The following is a 19,102-nucleotide window of genomic DNA, read 5'->3' as shown; positions in this document are numbered from 1 at the left end:
GTGCGGCGCGGGCGGTGGTCAGTCTACCAGACCACCGTCGCTGTCGTCTCCGGCCTCTTCAAGCAAACGGCTCATATCGGGCACGATGATCTGCCGTTTGCCATCCAGAATGATCACACCATCTTTCTTCAGCGCGGACATCTGGCGGCTGACTGTCTCCAGTGTCAGACCCAGGTAGTCGGACATCGCCTCACGTGTCAGCATCAGATCAAAGGAGATACCTTCGTAGTCTGTGGTGTCATCGAGATCTGCAATGCGACGCGCGATGATCGCCAGCAGGCTGGCAATCTTTTCGCGGGCGTTTTTACGTCCCAGAACCAGCATCCATTCCCGCGCTGCATCCAGTTCATCCAGCGTCATTTCCAGCAGGCGGTGGGCAATATGCGGCGTTGTATCAATCAGCTGTTCAAACGGTTTTCTGCGGAAACAACACATGACCACATCGCTTGCGGCGGTCACTGTATAGCTGGCCCTTTCACGCCGGGGCCGGCCGACGAAATCAGAAGGCAAAAGCAGACCCACCATCTGACGGCGGCCGTCCTCCATCGTTTGCGTCAGTGTCGCCACACCCGACACCACAGAGGCCACAAACTGCATCTGGTCACCGGCCCAGATGATTGTCTGCCCGGCGCTGAAACTGCGGTAGTATTTGATCTCTTCCAGCCGCGCCAGCTCATCCGCTTCGCACCGCGCGCAGACCGCGCGATGCCGTATCGGACAATCACTGCACTCCTTGAAATCCGGCGCAGTCATCTGCGTCATCGAAAGGCTCCCGTTTTGATCTGTGTCAAGGCGAACTGACACAATACACCCTATGGGTGCAGTATGCATATGAACTCACAGATGGAAAAGCTTGGACTTTTCGATGCCCGCGTTCCCCGGTACACCAGTTACCCTACGGCACCCCGGTTTTCAGCGGCTGTGGGGCCGGATCAAATGGCCAACTGGCTGTCTCAGATCAGGCCCGGATCCGGCATCTCTCTCTACCTGCATATCCCCTTTTGCCGCAGACTTTGCTGGTTTTGCGCCTGCCGGACGCAGGGCACCCGCAAAGACGGACCTGTCGCCGCATATCTGAAAACGCTGGCAGCTGAGCTTGATCTGCTTGCCCGCCATCTGCCGGAGGGTGTTACACTCAGTCGCATGCACTGGGGTGGCGGAACGCCCACTCTGCTGAGCCCGTCCATGATTACCGGGCTCGCGGAGCGAATCGCACAGGTCGCCCCCTTTTCGCCGGGGGCCGAATTCTCTGTTGAGGTGGACCCGAACGAGATTGATCAGCAACGGGTAGATTCCCTGGCCCGCGCGGGCATGAACAGGGCGTCGATCGGCGTTCAGGATTTCGATGGCGATGTGCAACGTACGATCGGCAGGATACAGGGATTTGAAGCAACGCGTGACGCAGCTGACATGCTGCGCGCTGCGGGTATCCGCTCTCTGAATGCCGATATCCTGTTTGGATTGCCACACCAGGACCGCGCGCGCATCGCAGCAACTGTACAGAGCCTCCTGACGCTCAGCCCGGACCGCGTCGCGCTTTATGGCTATGCGCATGTTCCATGGATGGCACGTCGCCAGTCCCTGATCCCATCAGACGCGCTGCCGGCACCGAAAGAACGTCTTGCACTCTTTGACACAGCCCGCCAGCTTTTCGAATGGGACGGATACAGACAGATTGGCATTGATCATTTTGCACTTCCCGATGACACCCTGGCGATTGCTGCGCGCAACGGCACTCTGCGGCGCAATTTCCAGGGATACACGGACGAGCCGGCGGAAACGCTGGTGGGCCTGGGTGCCTCTGCCATTTCGAGATTCCCTCAGGGTTACACGCAGAACCAGCCTGCAACCTCTTCGCATACGGCCTCAATCCGGGCGGGTCACTTCAGCACCGTGCGGGGCCACATGTTTACAGACGAGGACAGGCTGCGCGCACGCATCATAGAGGCATTGATGTGCGATTTTGAAGTGCGCAGCGGGGAGCTGGAAAATTCATTCCCTGACCTGAGCAAGCTTGCCGGCACCCTGCTGGACAGTGCAGCCCACGCGTTCGGCGATACGGTAAAACGGTCAGAAAGCGGCCTTCGAATTGTAGAAGGCGCACGCCCGCTTACCCGCATCATCGCCAGGCACTTTGACGCCTATCAGGTTTCCCAGCAGGCGCACGCCTCGGCGATCTGACGGATCAGGTCGCGGCGTTCAGGAGTGTGCGGGTATATTCATGCTCGGGCGCGTCAAATATCCGGTCAACCGGGCCCGCCTCGACAACATCCCCGCGTTTCATCACCATCACCTGATGGGACATCGCGCGCACAACCCGAAGATCGTGGCTGATGAAGATATAGGCCAGTCCATAGCGTTGCTGCAGTTGCCGCAACAAATCCACAATCTGCACCTGAACTGTCATATCCAGCGCGGAAGTCGGCTCGTCCAGAACCAGCAGTTTCGGTCGCAGTACCATCGCCCGCGCGATGGCAATACGCTGCCTCTGACCACCGGAAAATTCATGCGGATACCGATCCATGGTTTCGGGGTCCAGCCCAACTTCGGTCATGACTTCCCGCACCAGGTCGCGTGGGGCCCGGTCCGGATCGACGTTGTGAATGGACAGACCCTCTGAAATGATCTGAGCACAGGTCATTCGTGGGCTGAGAGAGCCGAACGGGTCCTGGAATACGATCTGCAGATCCTTGCGCAGACTGCGCAGCTGGCGTGTTGACCATTTGCGCACGTCCTGCCCGTCAAAGATGATGTCTCCTTCGGAGGAAATCAGACGCATGATAGCAAGCGCGGTGGTTGTTTTGCCGGACCCGCTTTCCCCGACGATGCCGATGGTTTCGCCTGCGCGCACCGTCAGACTGGCATCGTTGACAGCCTTTACATGGCCAACCGTCCGGCGCAGCAGACCTGCCTGGATCGGGAACCAGACTTTAAGCTTGTCGGTCTGCGCAATAACCTCCGCGTTATCCGGTACTGGTGCCGGGGCCCCTGATGGCTCTGCGCTGAGCAGCTTTTTGGTATATGGGTGGCTGGGGGCATCAAATATTTCAGACGTGGGGCCGGTTTCAACGATCTCGCCGTATTGCATGACACAGACCCTGTCGGCGATCCGCCGAACAATCCCAAGATCATGCGTAATGAACAAAAGCCCCATGCCGAGCCTGTCTTTGAGGTCTTTGAGCAGATCCAGAATCTGCGCCTGGATCGTAACATCAAGGGCGGTCGTCGGTTCATCTGCGATCAGCACGTCGGGCTTGTTGGCAAGTGCCATCGCAATCATCACACGCTGACGCTGCCCGCCGGAGAGTTGATGCGGATAGCTTGTCAGACGCGTTTCGGCGTCTTGGATACCAACCTGATCGAGCAGCTCAAGAATGCGCGCGCGTGCCCCGGCACCGGCCAGCCCCTGGTGAAGGGCGATGCTTTCGCTGAGTTGTTTCTCGATCGTGTGCAGCGGATTGAGCGATGTCATCGGCTCCTGAAAGATAAAGCTGATATCGTTGCCACGTACCTTGCGCAGCAGCGCTTCATCCGCGCCGATCATCTGCTGCCCGTCATAGGTCACGGAGCCAGACACCTGCGCACTGTCCCCCAGCAGGGACACGGTAGACAGAGCAGACACCGACTTTCCGGAGCCGGATTCACCTACCAGTGCTACGGTCTCACCACGCTCTACCGCAAAGCTCACACCTTTGACGGCCTCGGTGATCTGGCCGTCCTGACGGAACCCGACGCGCAGGTCTTTCACCTCCAGCAGCGCACTCATGAAAAGGTCTTTCTGGGGTCAAAGGCATCGCGGATACCCTCGAAGATGAACACCAGCAGCGACAGCATAATGGCGAAGGTGAAAAAGGCCGTGAACGCAAGCCAGGGCGCCTGGAGGTTCTGCTTTGCCTGAAGGGTCAGCTCTCCCAGACTGGGCGCGGATGATGGCAGACCAAAGCCAAGAAAGTCGAGGATTGCCAGTGTAGAAATCGTGCCGGTGATGATGAACGGGAGCATTGTCAGCATCGCGACCATCGCGTTGGGCAGCATATGGCGGAACATGATCGTGACGTTAGAGACACCCAGCGCACGGGCCGCGCGGACGTATTCCAGATTGCGCGCGCGCAGGAACTCGGCGCGCACCACGCCCACCAGAGATGTCCAGCTGAACAGCACCAGTAATATGACCAGCAACCAGAAACTTCGCCCCAGAATGGCGAACATGATGATGATGACATAAAGCGACGGCGTGGAGGACCAGATCTCGATGATCCGTTGAAAAATAAGGTCTGTTTTCCCGCCGAAAAAGCCCTGTACGGCCCCCGCAATGATCCCGATCAGACTGGACAGCCCCGTCACCACGAGGGTGAAGAAGATAGACAGGCGGAAGCCATGGATGACCCGTGCCAGCACGTCACGTTTGGTGCCATCGGTCCCCAGAAGGTTCTCGCCATTTGGTGGCAGGGGTGCGGCACCAGGCCGGTCCACGGCAGTGTCATATGAGTAAGGCACCAGCGGCCAGATTGCCCAGCCCTTCTCGATGGCTTCGCCCTCAATGACCCCGTCTTCTGCATCCTCGATGTAGCCCTCGGGGTCGTCGAAACACAGATCCAACCCGCCTGTTGCGATCAGGCATTTCACCTCAGGATCACGGTAAACGGCTTCGGTCTGGAAATCCCCGCCAAAGGCTGTTTCGGGATAGAACTGCCATATCGGCGTGTAGTACTCGCCTCGATACTGCACCAGGATCGGTTTGTCGTAGGCAATGAACTCTGCAAAAAGCGACAATCCAAACAGCACTGTAAAAATCCACAGCGACCAGTAAGCCCGCCGGTTGCGGGTAAAGTTGCGCCAGCGGCGCTGGTTCAGCGGAGACAATGCCATCAGCCTTCTCTCCGCTCAAAATCAATGCGCGGATCAACAAGCACATACATCAGATCAGACAGGATACCCACGATCAGACCAATCAGGCCAAAGATGAAAAGTGTCCCAAAGACGATCGGATAGTCCCGCGCAACCGCCGCTTCAAACCCCAGCCGGCCCAGGCCGTCGAGGCTGAAGATCGTTTCGATGATCAGGGACCCGCCGAAGAAAACACCGATGAAGACAGCCGGGAAGCCAGCGATAACGATCAGCATCGCGTTGCGGAACACATGGCCATACAGCACTCTGGATTCTGACAGTCCTTTAGCGCGGGCGGTCATGACGTAGTGTTTCTTGATCTCATCCAGAAAGCTGTTTTTGGTCAGCAGCGTCAGCGTTGCAAACGCAGAAATAGTTGAGGCCAGTACGGGCAGCGTGATGTGCCAGAAATAGTCGGCGACCTTGCCCAGCGTCGATAACTCGTCAAAGTTATCGCTGGTCAGGCCGCGCAGCGGGAAAATCTGCCAGTAGGACCCACCGGCAAAGAGCACCAGCAAGAGGATCGCAAAGAGAAACCCCGGGATCGCATAGGCCGCAATGATGGCCCCGGACGTCCAGGTATCAAAACGCGATCCGTCCCGCACAGCCTTGCGTATCCCCAGCGGAATAGACACCAGATATGCGATCAGCGTTGACCAGAGCCCGAGCGTGATCGAGACAGGCAGCTTTTCCTTGATCAGATCAATAACCGAAATTGATCGGAAATAGCTCTCTCCGAAATCGAACCGCATGTAGTTCCAGATCATGTTCAGAAACCGCTCGACCGGTGGTTTGTCGAACCCGAATTCAGCTTCAAGCTCTGCGATGAACTCCGGCGGCAGACCCCGCGCACCGATGTACTGAGAATCATTTGTGCTCAGATCCTCGGCACCCGCATCGTTGTTTGTTCCTGAAAATCCCTCGAAAACGTCGCCACCGCCCTGAATGCGGGCAATGGCCTGCTCAACCGGCCCACCAGGCACGAACTGCACCAGGGCAAAGTTGATCAGCATGATCCCCAGCAGCGTTGGGATGATCAGCAGCAGCCTTCTGACAATATAGGCGCCCATGCGCTTACCTCAGAGCTCCTGCAGCGCGCAGGGCTTCCGCCTTTTCCTCATTGTACCACCAGAAATCCAGCCCCCCGAGAGAGAAGGCGGGGATTTCCTCCGGGTGCTCATACTGGTCGTAATATGCGACCCAGTGGCTTGGGTTGTACCAGACAGGGATCATGATGCGTTCGTATCGCAGTGCCCGGTCGAGCGCAGTCAGAGAAGCCTGCTCCTCTTCCCGGTTCTGCGCGTTCAGGGATCGCTCGATGATTTCATCCACCAGCGGACTTGCGAGGCCCGCAGGGTTAAACAGGCTGAAGGCCGCCGCCTCGGAGCCGTAGCGCTGCATCAGACCAGTGCCGGTTCCCAGAAATGCGCCATAAGAGTCAAAGACAAGATCATAATCACGGTCGCGCTCGCGGGTCGTATACTGGGCCGCGTCCACCTTCTCAAAGGTGATGTCGATGCCCAGTGTTTTGACGTTAGCCACAAAGTTTTCCATCACAGCGCTGAGTGTCGGAGAGGTTGCACTGTTAAACAGGAAGTTGAGCTTAAGCGTATCGCCGGATGCGTTGCGCCGTATCCCGTCGTCGCCGACGCCCCATCCGGCCTCATCCAGAAGGCGCATGGCCGCGCGTGCGTTGCGCCTGTCCAGCAGGCGCTCTGCCCGCGATGTGTGCGGCTCCAGCGCAGGCTCGCTCAGCATTTCAGGCGGTACAAGATCGCCGAGCGACTGCAAAAACGCGAGCTCTGCGCCTTCGGGCAGACCGCTCGCCATCAAAGGTGTGTCCTGCGTAAACGAAGCGCGTTGCCTGAACAGGCCGTACTGCAGGCTTTCGTTCGTCCACTCAAAGTTAAACGCGAGCGAAAGAGCCTCCCGAACACGGCGGTCACTCAGGTTTTCGCGTCCGAGATTGAACACAATACCCGAGGGTGTGGGCGGTGATCCGTCTGGCAGTTCTTTGGTAACCACAAGACCTTCACGCTTTTTCGGGAAGTCATAACCAGTGGCCCATTTCTTTGAATCGCCCTCGGTGCGGAATGTGTACTCCCCCGCTTTAAAGGCCTCAAAAGCGGCAGTGTCATCGCCGAAATACTCGATGCGGATTTCATCAAAGTTATTTCGACCCACGTTGAACGGCAGGTCATTTGCCCAGTAATCAAGGTTGCGGCGATAGACGATGCGCCGGTTCACATCGACGGAATCAATCATGTAAGGACCGGATCCCGGCGATACTTCGAGGCGGCTCTCATCCAGGCCAAAGCCTGTATCCTCGTACCACTTTTTCGACCATGCAGGGACAAAGCCAACCTGATCAATCAGGCTGCGGCGGGAGATACCTCCGGTAAAGTAGAATTTGATGGTGTGGTCATCGATGACTTCGACTTTGGGAATTCGTTTGCGCACCGCGTCCGCATAGGATTTCAGCCCTTCATCCAGCAACAGGTTATGGCTGAAGGCAATGTCATGCGCGGTAACGGGCGATCCGTCCGAGAAGCGCGCCTCGGGCCGCATGTAGAAGATGACCCAGTCTTTGGTTTCAGGGTACTCAATCCGCTCACACAGCAGGCAATAGGATTCTCCGTAGACATCTGCAGGAGCCGAGGCGCCGCCGGTACCGTCCCCCAGCAGGCTCTCGTACATGATGCTGGACAATGCGCCGGCGCGGCCTTTGCGCGTGTAGGGATGCATCGAGTCGAATGTCCCCACGACACTCAATGCGATTTCGCCGCCTTTGGGTGCCTCGGGGTTCACATAGTCAAAATGCGTGTAGTCTGCCGGATATGTCAGATCGCCATAGAAAGAATAGCCATGGCTGACGACCATGTTGTCCTGGGATTTTGCCGCGCCTGACCAGAGAAGTGCAAAGAGAAGCGTCAGAAAACCAAAACCTGCAGTCAGGTTCGATACCCCGGTTTTTACAGCTGTCGCGCGGCTCTGTGCGGCATTCATCTGGAAGTTCCTCCTGTCTCGGACCGGTTTCTCCGGCACATCTGCTCAGATGTAAGCTAAAGCGGGCGCAGGCCAAGATACAAGTTGCGAAAACGTGATCCCGGCCGCCAACGCCCCGAAAGCCAACAAAAAAGGCCGCCTGCGATACAGCAAGCGGCCATTTTGGTTAACACGGGGTTAAGATCAGTCGTCGAGACTGTCGAGATAGGCAATCACGTCTGCCCGGTCCTCAACCTTTTTCAGTCCGGCAAAGCTCATGGATGTGCCGGCAGCATAGGCCGACGGACGCTCCAGAAAACCGTTCAGATTTTCAACCGACCAGTCTCCGTCCATGGATGCCAGCGTGTCAGAGTAGGCAAACCCATCGACACCGCCTTTGTCACGTCCAACAACACCATACAGGTGCGGGCCGGTTCCATTGGCGCCATCTTCCAGCTTGTGGCAGGCAGAACATTTGCGGAAAACCTTTGCGCCATCCTCGACGCTCGCAGATGCCAGCACTGTCGCGAAATCTACTTCCTCGACCTCGGCTACGTCCTCGCCACTTTCAACTTCGATGACATAGGCTGCCTCGCCGTGTCCATCGACATGATACAGTTCCTCAGCGGCCCACTTGCCCAGAAGAAACACAAGCAGAGCGCCGCAAACGCCGCCGGCCGCTTTGGTGAAAGTCATTGTGTCGAGCATTGCATTCACATCCATTGCTTTATCTTTGGAGCGGTATCTATTGCTTCCCCTTGTCCGTGGCAAGGTGTACTTACCGCGACGAAACGACCATATTCAGAAGATTTTGCTTAAGGACGACCCCATGACCGCCGATGCACCCGCCCGCGTAGCCTTTCAGGGCGAGCCTGGCGCTTACAGCCATGAGGCCTGCCGGAGCGCCCGGCCGGATATGACGCCGGTGCCCTGCCGCACTTTCGAGGATGCCATTGAGGCTGTGCGCAAAGGCGACGCGGAACTGGCGATGCTGCCCGTGGAAAACACCACCTATGGCAGAGTTGCGGATATCCATTCGCTGCTGCCCCGCTCTGGTCTGCACATCATCGAAGAAGCGTTTGTCCGGGTCCATATCAACCTGCTGGCCGTCCCGGGCACGCCGATGGATCACATCAGGAGCGCGAAAAGCCATACTGTGCTGCTCGGACAGTGCCGGAAATTTCTCGCACAACATGGCATCAGCCGGATCACCGGTGCAGATACCGCCGGATCTGCCAAAGAGGTGGCCCTTGCAGGTGATCCGTCCGTTGCGGCTCTGGCCAGTGAACTGGCGGGCGAAATTTATGGTCTGGATGTTCTGGCCCGGCACATCGAGGACGAGGGGAACAACACAACCCGCTTTCTGCTGATGTCGCCGGAGGCTGATTACTCGCGTCGCGGCGACCATGGCATGATCACCAGTTTTGTCTTTGAGGTCCGCAACATTCCCGCAGCTCTTTACAAAGCCATGGGCGGGTTTGCGACAAACGGTGTGAACATGACCAAGCTGGAAAGCTATATGGTCGGCGGGTCATTCACCGCGACCCAGTTCTACGCCGATATCGAAGGACATCCCGAGGACCCCGCCGTCCGGCGCGCCATGGAAGAACTGGAATACTTCACCAACATGATCGAGGTGCTGGGGGTATATCCGGCACAGGACGCCCGCACCTGAAGCTGCGCCCTATGCCCCGCCTGCGAGGCTTTGGGCATACCGCTCCTCCATGCCCCGGACATGTTCGGCAACGCGTTGCTGATACTTCGCAGTCAGTGAGTTTTTGTTCAGTTTGAGAGACTGAACCAGCAGGCGCGCCGGCAGGGTTTGCGCTCGCAGATCAACCCCCGCCGTCATCCTGGTCGTGTCAGGCGTCAGGGCGTCGAGTTCGAAAGTGACCTGCCCGGTCAGCCCGGGCGATGTTATGCTGAAAACCAGATCGTGCGGACGGGAAAACCCGACAATTGCCAGTTCCATCTCTCTGGGACGTCCACGCAATACAAACCGGGTTTTCCAGGTCATGCCAGTGCCCGGCTCCGGGAGGCTGTCGGTACGTTCTACTGTTGCCCCTCTGGCTTCGGCCGCTTTTTCAAAGGTGCTGAACTCGCACAGCATATCAAAAACCGCCCCGGCGGGAGCTGCGATATTTTCCTGCGTCGAAATCTTCATTGCCGGGCCCTGTGGAGTTCACGTGCCCAGTGTCAGGTCATTCCAGCCGGTCCGCAAGCCAGTTTTCCAGCAGGAAATGTGCAATAGCCCCTTTGCGCGCCGGCAGCATAAACGGATGATCGCCCGCAAAAGCCTGCATCATTTCCTCCCGGCTGACCCACATTGCGTCTTCAATTTCCACGGGATCTATCGTGATGTCCGTGCTGGTCGCGATACCGGAACAGCCGAACATCAAAGACGCCGGAAACGGCCAGGGCTGGCTGGCAAGATAGCCCACAGATCCGACGTGCACGCCTGTTTCCTCGAAAACCTCCCGACGCACTGCCGCCTCCAGTGTTTCTCCGGGTTCGACAAACCCCGCGAGCAAAGAATACATCCCTTCCGGCCAACCCGGTGATCTGCCCATAAGAACCGAATTCCCATGGGTGATCAGCATGATCACAACCGGGTCCGTTCGGGGAAAGTGGGAGGCATTGCAGCTGACACAACGCCGCTGCCAGCCGCCCTGCGCGGGCTCCGAGGCGGCGCCGCATTTGGCGCAAAAACGATGTGTCTCGTGCCAGCCCAGGATGGCTTTGCCGGTCGCAGCCAGTTCCGCATCGCGCGGCGTGAGCCAGGTCATAACCCGGCGCAGTTCGGCAAAGACCACGTGCTCGGAGAGATCGGGATGGCGTTGCTCTGTCGGGTCGAGAAACCCGCCCAGCTGATCCGGCTCCAACCCTTCCGGCTCCCATTCAGAAATATCAAACGCAAAACGCGCCGCACCATCCTCGCGGCCCAGAAACACCGGCGCGCTGCGCGCCAGACGGGTGACCGGGTGATCCATCGGCAACCTGGCCAGCTGCGCCGGCCGCGTCGTGTCGACCAGCGGCTTGCCGCGCCAGAAAACCACAGCGCGGGCCGACGGGTCAGATGCGGCAGCCTCAAGAGCACCTGCGTCGTTGCGGAGCTCTCCGGCACGGTCAAGAGATGAGCCACCAAACGTAACAGTTTCTGCAATTTTCATAGGTATCCCCGGTTTTGGTCCGCACTGCTACATGCCCCGTTTCCGCCGTTAAGTACAAAAGGAAAATTGGGCAGCTGCACTGGACATTCCAACCATCGCATGATCTCACTTCATACAACTCATCCTTCGGTTGTTCTCGCTCTGTATCAGGAGGTTACCGCAATATCCGCCCGCCGTTCCTCTCCCGCTGCCCGGCAAAAAGCCCGGATCACGGTGCTCGCCACCAGTGATCTGCACATGCAGCTGACTGACTTTGATTATGCCCGCGACGCATCGCGGGGCGGTTCCAGCCTTTCACGTCTGGCGCCCGTTATCCGGCGGGAAAAGGAAAACGCCGTAACAGAAGGCCGTCAGTGTCTGCTGTTTGACAACGGCGACACCCTTCAGGGCACCCCGCTGGCAGGCTATGTGACCGAACACTGTGGTGGTGAAATACACCCAATGGCGGCCTGTATGAACCTGCTGGAATATGATGCTGTCGGTCTGGGCAATCATGATTTCGACTATGGACTCGCGGCCCTGTGCCAGGCGCTGTCCGGTTTCAACATGCCGGTTCTGGCGGCCAATACCACATGCCCTGCGTTGCCGATGCTGCAAAAGTCAGTTCTGATCCGGCGCGGCATCCGTCGCGGTGACGCGGTGCTGCCGCTGCGCATCGGGGTCACATCCGTTATTCCGGCACAGACAATCAACTGGAACCGTCATCATCTCACAGACAGAGCAGAAATCAGTGATCCGCTTTCTGCGCTGGAGGCGGAAGTGGCAGCGCTGCGCGCAGAGGGGGCAGATGTCGTTGTCGTACTTGCTCACATGGGCATCGCCCTCTACGACGAAGGCCCCAAGGCTCAGAACCAGCTGGAAGCCGTCGCACAGTTGCCGGGCGTCGATGCCGTGATCGGGGGTCACACGCACCTGAGGTTTCCGGGACCGGATCATGCGACAATCCCTGGCGTCGACCACACAGCAGGAATGATCGGCGACACGCCGGTCGTCATGCCCGGGGCGTCGGGGTCCCATCTGGGGCGCATTGACCTTGAACTGTCCATGAAACCAAACTCTCAGTGGGCCGTCACCGCAGGCAGCAGCCGACTGCTGCAGGCGGACCCTGTGGACGCCCCTGATCCGGATGTCGTGTCGCTCATCACGCCGGTGCACAATGCGACCAGACTGCACCTGAACGAACCCGTCGGGCACCTGGCAGCACCGATGAACAGTTACTTTGCCCTGGCACATCCCAGCCCGGTGCCGTCGCTGATCGCTGCGGCCAAACACCAGGTGATATCACGGGCCGTCGAAGGGACCGAGCTTGCTGACCTGCCACTGCTTTCCGTCGGTTCGACCTCGGCAACCGGTGGCTTTGACGGGCCGGGCAATTTCATCAGCCTGTCGAGTGGACCGCTCATGCGCCGTCATATCGCCGGGCTGACACCCTATGCCAACCAGATCTGGGCCGTCCGGACGCGGGGCGCACGGGTGATAGACTGGCTGGAACGCTCTGCTCTGATTTTCAGCACACTGACGCCGGAAAACCCTGATCAGCCCCTCATCGACGTAAACATCCCGGGGTTCAGGTTCGATTCGATTTACGGCCTGACCTACGACATCGACCCGTCGAAACCACCCGCTTATGACCCATCGGGCCGGCGCCTTTATGACGGGCCGGGCAGGATCAGCAGGGTCAGATGGCAGGGCGAGCCGCTCGAGCCTGACCAGGAATTCCTGGTGGCGACAACAGATCACCGGACAGGCGGCGGGGGTGCGCTGAAACCATTCGCAGATGAGGATATTGCCTTCCGCGGCCATGCTCCGATGGACGAGGGACTTGTGGAATACCTCAGAAAACCGGACTGCCGGCAAGTGCGCGAGACCCGGCCCTGGCGGTTCCGCTGTGCCACGGCCTGTTCGGCCATTCTGCTGACGGCGCCGGACGCGCTTCAGCATCTGGAAGAGATTTCGGCTCTGTCGCCCGAAAATTGCGGATTGTCCCCTGAGGGCTTTGCGCAGGTGCGCCTGCACCTGTCACACCCGGGCTTGCGTCGGACCGGTCCCTTACATATATGATCAGTCGAGAGGTTGGCGCGGGCGAGCGCCTCGCCAACCCGGTCAGGTCCGGAAGGAAGCAGCCGTAACGAGCCCCGCTTGGGTCGTTGTCCAGCCTCTCACCAGCTTCTCCTGCCCCCGGTTTCAGAGCCTGCGGGCCGAGAAGGTATCGCAGTCCCGCATCAGACCGCTGTCATATCCCCGCTCAAACCACCGTGCGCGCTGCTCCGACGTACCATGTGTGAACGTATGCGGCTGCGGGACACGACCCGCCTGGCGCTGCAGGTGATCGTCCCCGATCATACGTGCCGCGTTCAGTGCCTCTGCAAGATCCCCGCGTTCCATCAATCCGCGCACAGACCGCGCCCAGACGCCGGACAGGCAATCTGCCTGCAGCTCCAGACGTACGGTCAGCGCATTGGATTCGGCCTGCGAGGCCGATCTGCGTGCCTGATTGACCTGCCCCAGGATGCCCAGTTCGTTCTGAACATGATGTGCGACTTCATGTGCGATCACATAAGCCGCAGCAAAATCGCCCCCTGCGCCAAGCTGCTGTTCCAGCTGGCGGAAAAAGGTTGTGTCCAGATAGGCCATTCGATCCGCCGGACAGTAAAAGGGACCGGTCGCACCCGATGCACCGCCACAGGCGCTCTGGGTCACACCTGAGAAAATGACGAGCTGCGGCGGCGTGTAGTCGCGGCCAACCTGCTGGGGGAATATCTGCGACCAAACTTCCTCGGTGGTGGTGAGAACCTGCGCAGAGAACTGGACAGTCGCCTCATCCTCTGCTGTCACTGTGCGGCTTTGCTCAACCGGCGCGCTGCCCCCGTTCAGCAGCGGCGTAACATCAATGCCAGTGAAGTACCCCAGCGCCAGCACAGCCAGAACACCGAAGATCCCCAGACCACCTGTCCGCCCGGCCCGTCCGCCGCCGCGGCCACGGCCGCGCACTCTGACATTCCGGCTCGACCGTATTCCCTTAAGACGCATACTGATCACTCCCTGTTCTGACATTATTGTGCACCCGCGCCGGTGGCTGACACAACAGTTTCGTTCAGGGGCCGCCTGGAGCTGTCTGTCTGTGTTTACGTCCGGGCCCGCAGCACCTACCCTGTGGTGTGATCCGCGAATCTTGCCGCTCAGGGGCCCGAATGTCCGAAACCACCAAAACTGAATACCAGGTTCTTGCCCGCAAATACCGCCCGGAAACCTTTGCGGATCTGGTTGGACAGGACGCTATGGTCCGCACGCTGAAAAATGCGTTTGAGGCGGACAGGATTGCGCAGGCATTCGTCATGACCGGCATCCGGGGAACGGGCAAAACAACGACCGCCCGGATCATCGCCAAGGGGATGAACTGTATCGGTGCCGACGGTACAGGCGGGCCGACAACCGAGCCCTGCGGGACCTGCGAGCACTGCACAGCCATCATGGAAGGCCGCCATGTCGATGTGATGGAAATGGATGCCGCCTCAAACACCGGTGTCGCGAATATCCGCGAGATTATCGATTCGGTGCACTACCGGGCAGCCTCTGCGCGCTACAAGGTCTACATCATCGACGAAGTTCACATGCTTTCAACGGGCGCATTCAATGCCCTGTTGAAAACGCTCGAAGAACCGCCATCGCACGTAAAATTCATCTTTGCCACGACCGAAATCCGCAAGGTGCCGGTCACGGTACTGTCCAGATGTCAGCGGTTTGATCTGCGCCGGATTGAGCCCGAGGTGATGATCGCCCTTATGCGCAAAATAGCTGGCGCAGAAGCTGCGGAAATCACGGACGAGGCGCTGGCCCTGATTGCCCGCGCTGCAGAGGGCTCCGCCCGGGACGCGACATCGCTTCTGGATCAGGCGATCAGCCATGGTGCGGGTGAAACCACGGCTGATCAAGTCCGCGCAATGCTGGGGCTGGCAGACCGCGGGCGTGTTCTGGATCTGTTTGACATGATCCTGCGCGGCGATGCCGCCGGTGCTCTGACAGAGCTGTCTGCACAATACGCCGAAGGCGCTGATCCGATGGCCGTTCTGCGCGATCTTGCGGAAATCACGCATTGGGTTTCGGTGGTCAAAATTACCCCCGAGGCCGCAGAAGACCCGACCGTTTCCCCCGATGAGCGCGCGCGCGGGCTGTCCATGGCGGACGCCCTGCCAATGCGTGTGCTGACCCGGCTGTGGCAGATGCTGCTGAAAGCACTCGACGAAGTCGCAAGTGCGCCCAATGCCATGATGGCTGCCGAAATGGCCATCATACGCCTGACACATGTCGCCGATCTGCCTTCGCCTGAAGAACTGGTGCGCAAATTGCACGATGCAACGCCTCCGCCTCCGCAAACGGGTGGACCCGGCGGCGGTGGTGGCGGGCACAGGGCGCAGGCTGGTTCATCTGCTGGACCAGAACAGGCCGTTGCCGGAGCGCGCGCAGGTGCCGATGGCAGAACAGGCGCCGTGACGGCACAGGCGCTGGATGCAAACGCTGCCCTCGCGCGGTTTCCGACGTTTGATCACGTGATCGAGCTGATCCGCGCCAACCGCGACGTCAAACTGCTGGTCGAGGTGGAAACCTGTCTGCGCCTTGGCGCGTACCAGCCTGGCCGCATTGAATTCACCCCAACCGACAACGCGCCACGAGACCTGGCGCAGCGACTGGGCCAGCGGCTGCAGCACTGGACAGGAAACCGCTGGGCGGTCACCGTTGTGGGCGATGCCAGTGCCGAAACCATTGCCGAGGTCAGAGATGCCACAGACCTCGCATTGCAGGCAAAAGCGACAGAGCACCCTTTGATGCAGGCCGTTCTGACACAGTTTCCAAAAGCGAAAATCACGGCGATCCGCACGCCTGAACAACTGGCAGCAGAAGCCGTCGAAGAGGCCCTCCCCGAAGTTGAGGACGAGTGGGACCCCTTCGAGGACGACTGAAGCCCTTGTTCCTGCACGGCGCGCCCGCATATATTAGCTCAAACCCTCACCACAAAGGACGACCCTGATGTTCAAAGGACTTGGCGGCCTCGGCGATATGGCCGGGATGATGAAAAAAGCCCAGGAAATGCAGACCAAAATGGCCCAGATGCAGGATGACATGCATAACATCATGGTCGAGGGCGCGTCCGGCGCAGGGCTGGTCAAAGCAACCTGTACAGCCAAGGGCGAGTTGAAAACTCTGGATATTGACCCGTCGATTTTTAACAGCGACGACAAAGAAGTTGTTGAGGATCTGATCCTGGCTGCGATCAAGGACGCCCAGACCAAGGCATCCGAACGCGCGCAGGAAGAAATGGCAAAGCTCACCGAGGGCATGGGTCTGCCCGCAGATATGAAGCTGCCGTTCTGAGCGGGGTGACTTGTCCCGGCTGGCCCCCTGAGAGCGTCTGACCCTGTGAGCAGCACCAGAGACATAGATGCCCTGATCGACCTTATGGCGAAACTGCCGGGGCTCGGGCCCCGGTCTGCCCGCCGCGCGGTGCTGCACCTGATCCGCAAACGCAGCCTACAACTCATTCCGCTTGCCGACACCATGCAGCTAGTAGCGGAAACGGCACGCGAATGTCTGAACTGCGGCAATGTCGGCACAACAGACGTCTGCGATATCTGCACCTCCGAAAAACGGGCCAACGGCGAACTTTGCGTGGTCGAGGATGTGGCTGATCTGTGGGCCATGGAACGCTCAGGCGTCTTCCGGGGCCGGTATCACGTTCTGGGTGGTACACTGTCCGCACTGGATGCCGTTGGGCCGGAAGAGCTGCGAATACCCCGGCTGATCGACCGTGTAAGTACCGAAAACATCACCGAGGTTATTCTGGCGCTGAATGCTACGGTCGACGGACAGACGACCTCACATTACATTGCTGACCAGCTGGAAAACAGCGTGCGCCTGACGTCACTGGCGCAGGGTGTCCCAATTGGCGGCGAGCTTGATTATCTGGATGACGGGACAATTACTGCGGCAATGCGCGCCCGTAAATCCGTCTGATCCGCGCTTCACAGACCTGCCTTCACAACCTCTGCTGCTGCATCGAAAACAGAGATATCGTCCATGTTGTGGCTGAGCATCATCGCACCCTGCAACGCCGCGAGAACATGAGACGCCCGTGCCGTTTTTGCAGCCGGATCCAGGCCTTTGGGCATCGCATCCACCAGCCACTCGAGATTCGCCCGGAAAAACGTGCGTACAGCCGATGATACAGCGTCTGGCAGACCGGAGGTTTCGGCCCCCAGCATACCGCACAGACAAATGGCATCCGAGCTGGTGAGCGCTGTACGATACGTCTGGCAATAGGCGTCGAGCAGCGCTTCAGCGGTCCTGGCACCATCAGCCCGCTTTTCCAGAACTGCAAAAAACCGCTGGCTGTATCTGTCGACCAGGGCGACACCCAGATCTTCTTTTTTGCGGAAATAGTAGTGAACGCTGGCACTTTTGATCCCCAGCGCGTCCGCAAGCTCCCGGAAACTGACAGCGTTGTATCCGCCAAGACGGATACTGCGCTCGGCGGTATCCATCAGAATTTCTCTGGTATCCGGCACCTGATCACCCACCTGTGTGTTTACCTGCCAATAGATAGGCTTGACAGCTGCCAGCGTCAAGGTGTAGGACCTACCTATCACCAGATAGGCAAAGGATCAGAAAATGAAAATCTACGACTTCGAAGGCTTCCCAAACCCTGCCCGTATCCGCATCGCCCTGGCTGAAAAGAATTTGACCGACCAGGTCACATTCGTGTCGGTGGACGTCCCCGGCGGCGAGCACAAAACCAAAGAATTTCTGGCGCGGAACCCAAGTGGCCTTGTCCCGGCCCTGGAACTGGACGACGGCACCGTGATCTCTGAATGTACCGCCATCACAGAATACATTGACGCGGTATCAGAGGGCCCCTCTCTCACAGGTGAAACCCCCAAAGAGCGGGCCGTTACCCATATGATGCAGCGCCGTGCCGAAGCGGAGTTGCTGGATGCTGTCGCCGCGTATTTCCACCACGCCACGCCCGGCCTTGGCCCGGATATCGAAACCAGCCAGTGCGCTGACTGGGGGAACCTGCAAAAAGAGCGCGCACTGCGGGGCATGCGGTACTTTGACGATGTACTCGCCGACCGTGAATTCATGACCGGTGACAGCTTTTCGATGGTGGACATCACGGCCTTTGCCGGGCTGGCCTTTGCTGATTTTGCAAAGATCGACGTTCCCGCGGACTGTGCTAACCTGATTGCATGGCGCCAGCGGGTCGCAAGCCGGCCCAGCATTGCGGGATGAGGACAGAAACATGGAACTGAATGCAGATTTTGACAAACGCGCAGTGGTGCATGCGGCACAGATCCCTTGGAAACCCTCGCCGATGGCCGGGGTGGATCGCCGGATGCTGGACCGGATCGGGGATGAGGTTGCACGCGCAACCTCGATCGTTCGCTACGCACCCGGCAGCCGGTTTTCGGCCCATACGCACACGGGCGGAGAGGAGTTTCTGGTACTGGAGGGCGTCTTCCAGGACGAACATGGGGACTTTCCCGCCGGGACCTACGTTCGAAATCCACCAACAACCAGCCATACGCCCGGGTCCGAAGACGGCTGTGTGATTTTTGTAAAACTGTGGCAGTTCGATATGCAGGACCGCAATCAATTCCGTGTGGATACCAACGGCGATGATTATGTGCCCGTACAGAACGCGCCGGGCGTGACCCGCATGGACCTGCACCAGGATGCAGACGAGGACGTGTGCACAGAGCACTGGGCACCGGGCACCAGTGTCGCGCTTCATGCGCCCGACGGTATGGAGATACTTGTGCTGAGCGGCAGCTTCACCGAAGCAGGCGAACAATTCAGCAAAGATTCCTGGCTGAGACTGCCCAGAGGCGCCGAGACCACCGCAACAGCGGGCGAAGAGGGTACAAAAGTGTGGATCAAGAGACGCCATCTGGCACGTCCGCCACAGATCCCCGGCACCTGACGCCCAAAAACCGGACAACACCTGTCACAGTTCACCCCCTTGCACACCATGCCCAAGCTGCTGCAGCGCGGGCCCGCATAAAGAC

18 protein-coding genes and 1 other RNA gene are annotated in these 19,102 nt (G+C 59.0%); 9 read left to right on the top strand and 10 right to left on the bottom strand.

Going from position 1 to position 19,102, the window contains the following annotated elements; all coding sequences use genetic code 11:
- Window positions 1–18: 18 nt before the first annotated feature.
- A complete protein-coding gene (gene fnrL, locus Q1A34_RS10370; RefSeq protein WP_300033529.1) occupies window positions 19–762 on the bottom strand; it encodes a transcriptional regulator FnrL in 744 nt (247 codons plus the stop codon).
- 63 nt (window positions 763–825) lie between these two features.
- Here fnrL and hemN point away from each other — a divergent pair, with 63 nt between their 5' ends.
- Window positions 826–2,181, top strand: a complete 1,356-nt coding sequence (gene hemN, locus Q1A34_RS10365; RefSeq protein ID WP_300033528.1) for an oxygen-independent coproporphyrinogen III oxidase — start codon at window positions 826–828, stop codon at window positions 2,179–2,181.
- Window positions 2,182–2,185: 4 nt separating this feature from the next.
- On the opposite strand, the gene Q1A34_RS10360 is transcribed toward hemN, so the two are convergent.
- The 5 genes from Q1A34_RS10360 to Q1A34_RS10340 form a co-directional block, all read right to left on the bottom strand.
- Window positions 2,186–3,766 carry an ABC transporter ATP-binding protein gene (locus tag Q1A34_RS10360; protein ID WP_300033527.1) on the bottom strand — a complete coding sequence of 527 codons (1,581 nt, stop codon included), beginning with the start codon at window positions 3,764–3,766 and terminating at the stop codon, window positions 2,186–2,188.
- Window positions 3,763–4,869: an ABC transporter permease gene (locus tag Q1A34_RS10355; protein ID WP_300033526.1), complete on the bottom strand. Its 1,107-nt coding sequence runs from the start codon at window positions 4,867–4,869 to the stop codon at window positions 3,763–3,765. Before Q1A34_RS10355 ends, Q1A34_RS10360 begins: the two co-directional genes overlap by 4 nt.
- Window positions 4,869–5,957 (bottom strand): microcin C ABC transporter permease YejB, encoded by a 1,089-nt coding sequence (locus Q1A34_RS10350; protein ID WP_300033525.1) that lies wholly within the window; start codon window positions 5,955–5,957, stop codon window positions 4,869–4,871. Before Q1A34_RS10350 ends, Q1A34_RS10355 begins: the two co-directional genes overlap by 1 nt.
- A gap of 4 nt (window positions 5,958–5,961) precedes the next feature.
- Window positions 5,962–7,767 carry an extracellular solute-binding protein gene (locus Q1A34_RS10345; RefSeq protein ID WP_300034115.1) on the bottom strand — a complete coding sequence of 602 codons (1,806 nt, stop codon included), beginning with the start codon at window positions 7,765–7,767 and terminating at the stop codon, window positions 5,962–5,964.
- A 309-nt stretch (window positions 7,768–8,076) separates the two neighbouring features.
- A complete protein-coding gene (locus Q1A34_RS10340) occupies window positions 8,077–8,580 on the bottom strand; it encodes a cytochrome c family protein (RefSeq protein WP_300034113.1) in 504 nt (167 codons plus the stop codon).
- Between the two features lie 121 nt (window positions 8,581–8,701).
- Between Q1A34_RS10340 and Q1A34_RS10335 the strand changes: the two genes are divergently transcribed.
- Entirely contained in the window at window positions 8,702–9,547 is an 846-nt protein-coding gene (locus Q1A34_RS10335; protein ID WP_300033524.1) for a prephenate dehydratase, read from the top strand.
- A gap of 9 nt (window positions 9,548–9,556) precedes the next feature.
- Here the strand turns inward: Q1A34_RS10335 and Q1A34_RS10330 are convergent, their stop codons facing one another.
- Both Q1A34_RS10330 and nudC read right to left on the bottom strand, forming a co-directional pair.
- The gene (locus tag Q1A34_RS10330; RefSeq protein WP_300033523.1) at window positions 9,557–10,036 is read right to left on the bottom strand and encodes an SRPBCC family protein; all 480 of its coding nucleotides are present in this window, start codon (window positions 10,034–10,036) and stop codon (window positions 9,557–9,559) included.
- A gap of 37 nt (window positions 10,037–10,073) precedes the next feature.
- Window positions 10,074–11,042, bottom strand: a complete 969-nt coding sequence (gene nudC, locus Q1A34_RS10325; protein WP_300033522.1) for an NAD(+) diphosphatase — start codon at window positions 11,040–11,042, stop codon at window positions 10,074–10,076.
- 99 nt (window positions 11,043–11,141) lie between these two features.
- Here nudC and Q1A34_RS10320 point away from each other — a divergent pair, with 99 nt between their 5' ends.
- The gene (locus Q1A34_RS10320; protein ID WP_300033521.1) at window positions 11,142–13,103 is read left to right on the top strand and encodes a 5'-nucleotidase C-terminal domain-containing protein; all 1,962 of its coding nucleotides are present in this window, start codon (window positions 11,142–11,144) and stop codon (window positions 13,101–13,103) included.
- A gap of 5 nt (window positions 13,104–13,108) precedes the next feature.
- Window positions 13,109–13,207: signal recognition particle sRNA small type (gene ffs, locus Q1A34_RS10315), an RNA gene on the top strand.
- 19 nt (window positions 13,208–13,226) lie between these two features.
- Here the strand turns inward: ffs and Q1A34_RS10310 are convergent.
- A complete protein-coding gene (locus Q1A34_RS10310; protein ID WP_300033520.1) occupies window positions 13,227–14,072 on the bottom strand; it encodes a neutral zinc metallopeptidase in 846 nt (281 codons plus the stop codon).
- Between the two features lie 161 nt (window positions 14,073–14,233).
- On the opposite strand from Q1A34_RS10310, the gene Q1A34_RS10305 reads away from it, so the two are divergent.
- The 3 genes from Q1A34_RS10305 to recR all read left to right on the top strand — a co-directional run bounded on the left by Q1A34_RS10305 (window position 14,234) and on the right by recR (window position 17,051).
- Window positions 14,234–16,000 carry a DNA polymerase III subunit gamma/tau gene (locus tag Q1A34_RS10305; protein WP_300033519.1) on the top strand — a complete coding sequence of 589 codons (1,767 nt, stop codon included), beginning with the start codon at window positions 14,234–14,236 and terminating at the stop codon, window positions 15,998–16,000.
- A gap of 67 nt (window positions 16,001–16,067) precedes the next feature.
- Window positions 16,068–16,412: a YbaB/EbfC family nucleoid-associated protein gene (locus Q1A34_RS10300; protein WP_300033518.1), complete on the top strand. Its 345-nt coding sequence runs from the start codon at window positions 16,068–16,070 to the stop codon at window positions 16,410–16,412.
- A 45-nt stretch (window positions 16,413–16,457) separates the two neighbouring features.
- Window positions 16,458–17,051: a recombination mediator RecR gene (gene recR, locus Q1A34_RS10295; protein WP_300033517.1), complete on the top strand. Its 594-nt coding sequence runs from the start codon at window positions 16,458–16,460 to the stop codon at window positions 17,049–17,051.
- Between the two features lie 8 nt (window positions 17,052–17,059).
- Here the strand turns inward: recR and Q1A34_RS10290 are convergent, their stop codons facing one another.
- Window positions 17,060–17,602 (bottom strand): TetR/AcrR family transcriptional regulator, encoded by a 543-nt coding sequence (locus Q1A34_RS10290; protein WP_300033516.1) that lies wholly within the window; start codon window positions 17,600–17,602, stop codon window positions 17,060–17,062.
- A 103-nt stretch (window positions 17,603–17,705) separates the two neighbouring features.
- On the opposite strand from Q1A34_RS10290, the gene Q1A34_RS10285 reads away from it, so the two are divergent.
- Both Q1A34_RS10285 and Q1A34_RS10280 read left to right on the top strand, forming a co-directional pair.
- Window positions 17,706–18,326 carry a glutathione S-transferase family protein gene (locus Q1A34_RS10285; protein ID WP_300033515.1) on the top strand — a complete coding sequence of 207 codons (621 nt, stop codon included), beginning with the start codon at window positions 17,706–17,708 and terminating at the stop codon, window positions 18,324–18,326.
- A 10-nt stretch (window positions 18,327–18,336) separates the two neighbouring features.
- Window positions 18,337–19,017, top strand: a complete 681-nt coding sequence (locus Q1A34_RS10280) for a cupin domain-containing protein (RefSeq protein WP_300033514.1) — start codon at window positions 18,337–18,339, stop codon at window positions 19,015–19,017.
- Window positions 19,018–19,102 lie beyond the last annotated feature (85 nt).

This window comes from uncultured Roseobacter sp., assembly GCF_947491795.1.
Classification (GTDB): Bacteria; Pseudomonadota; Alphaproteobacteria; order Rhodobacterales; family Rhodobacteraceae; genus Roseobacter.
This window is presented reverse-complemented; position numbering and strand designations above follow the sequence as displayed.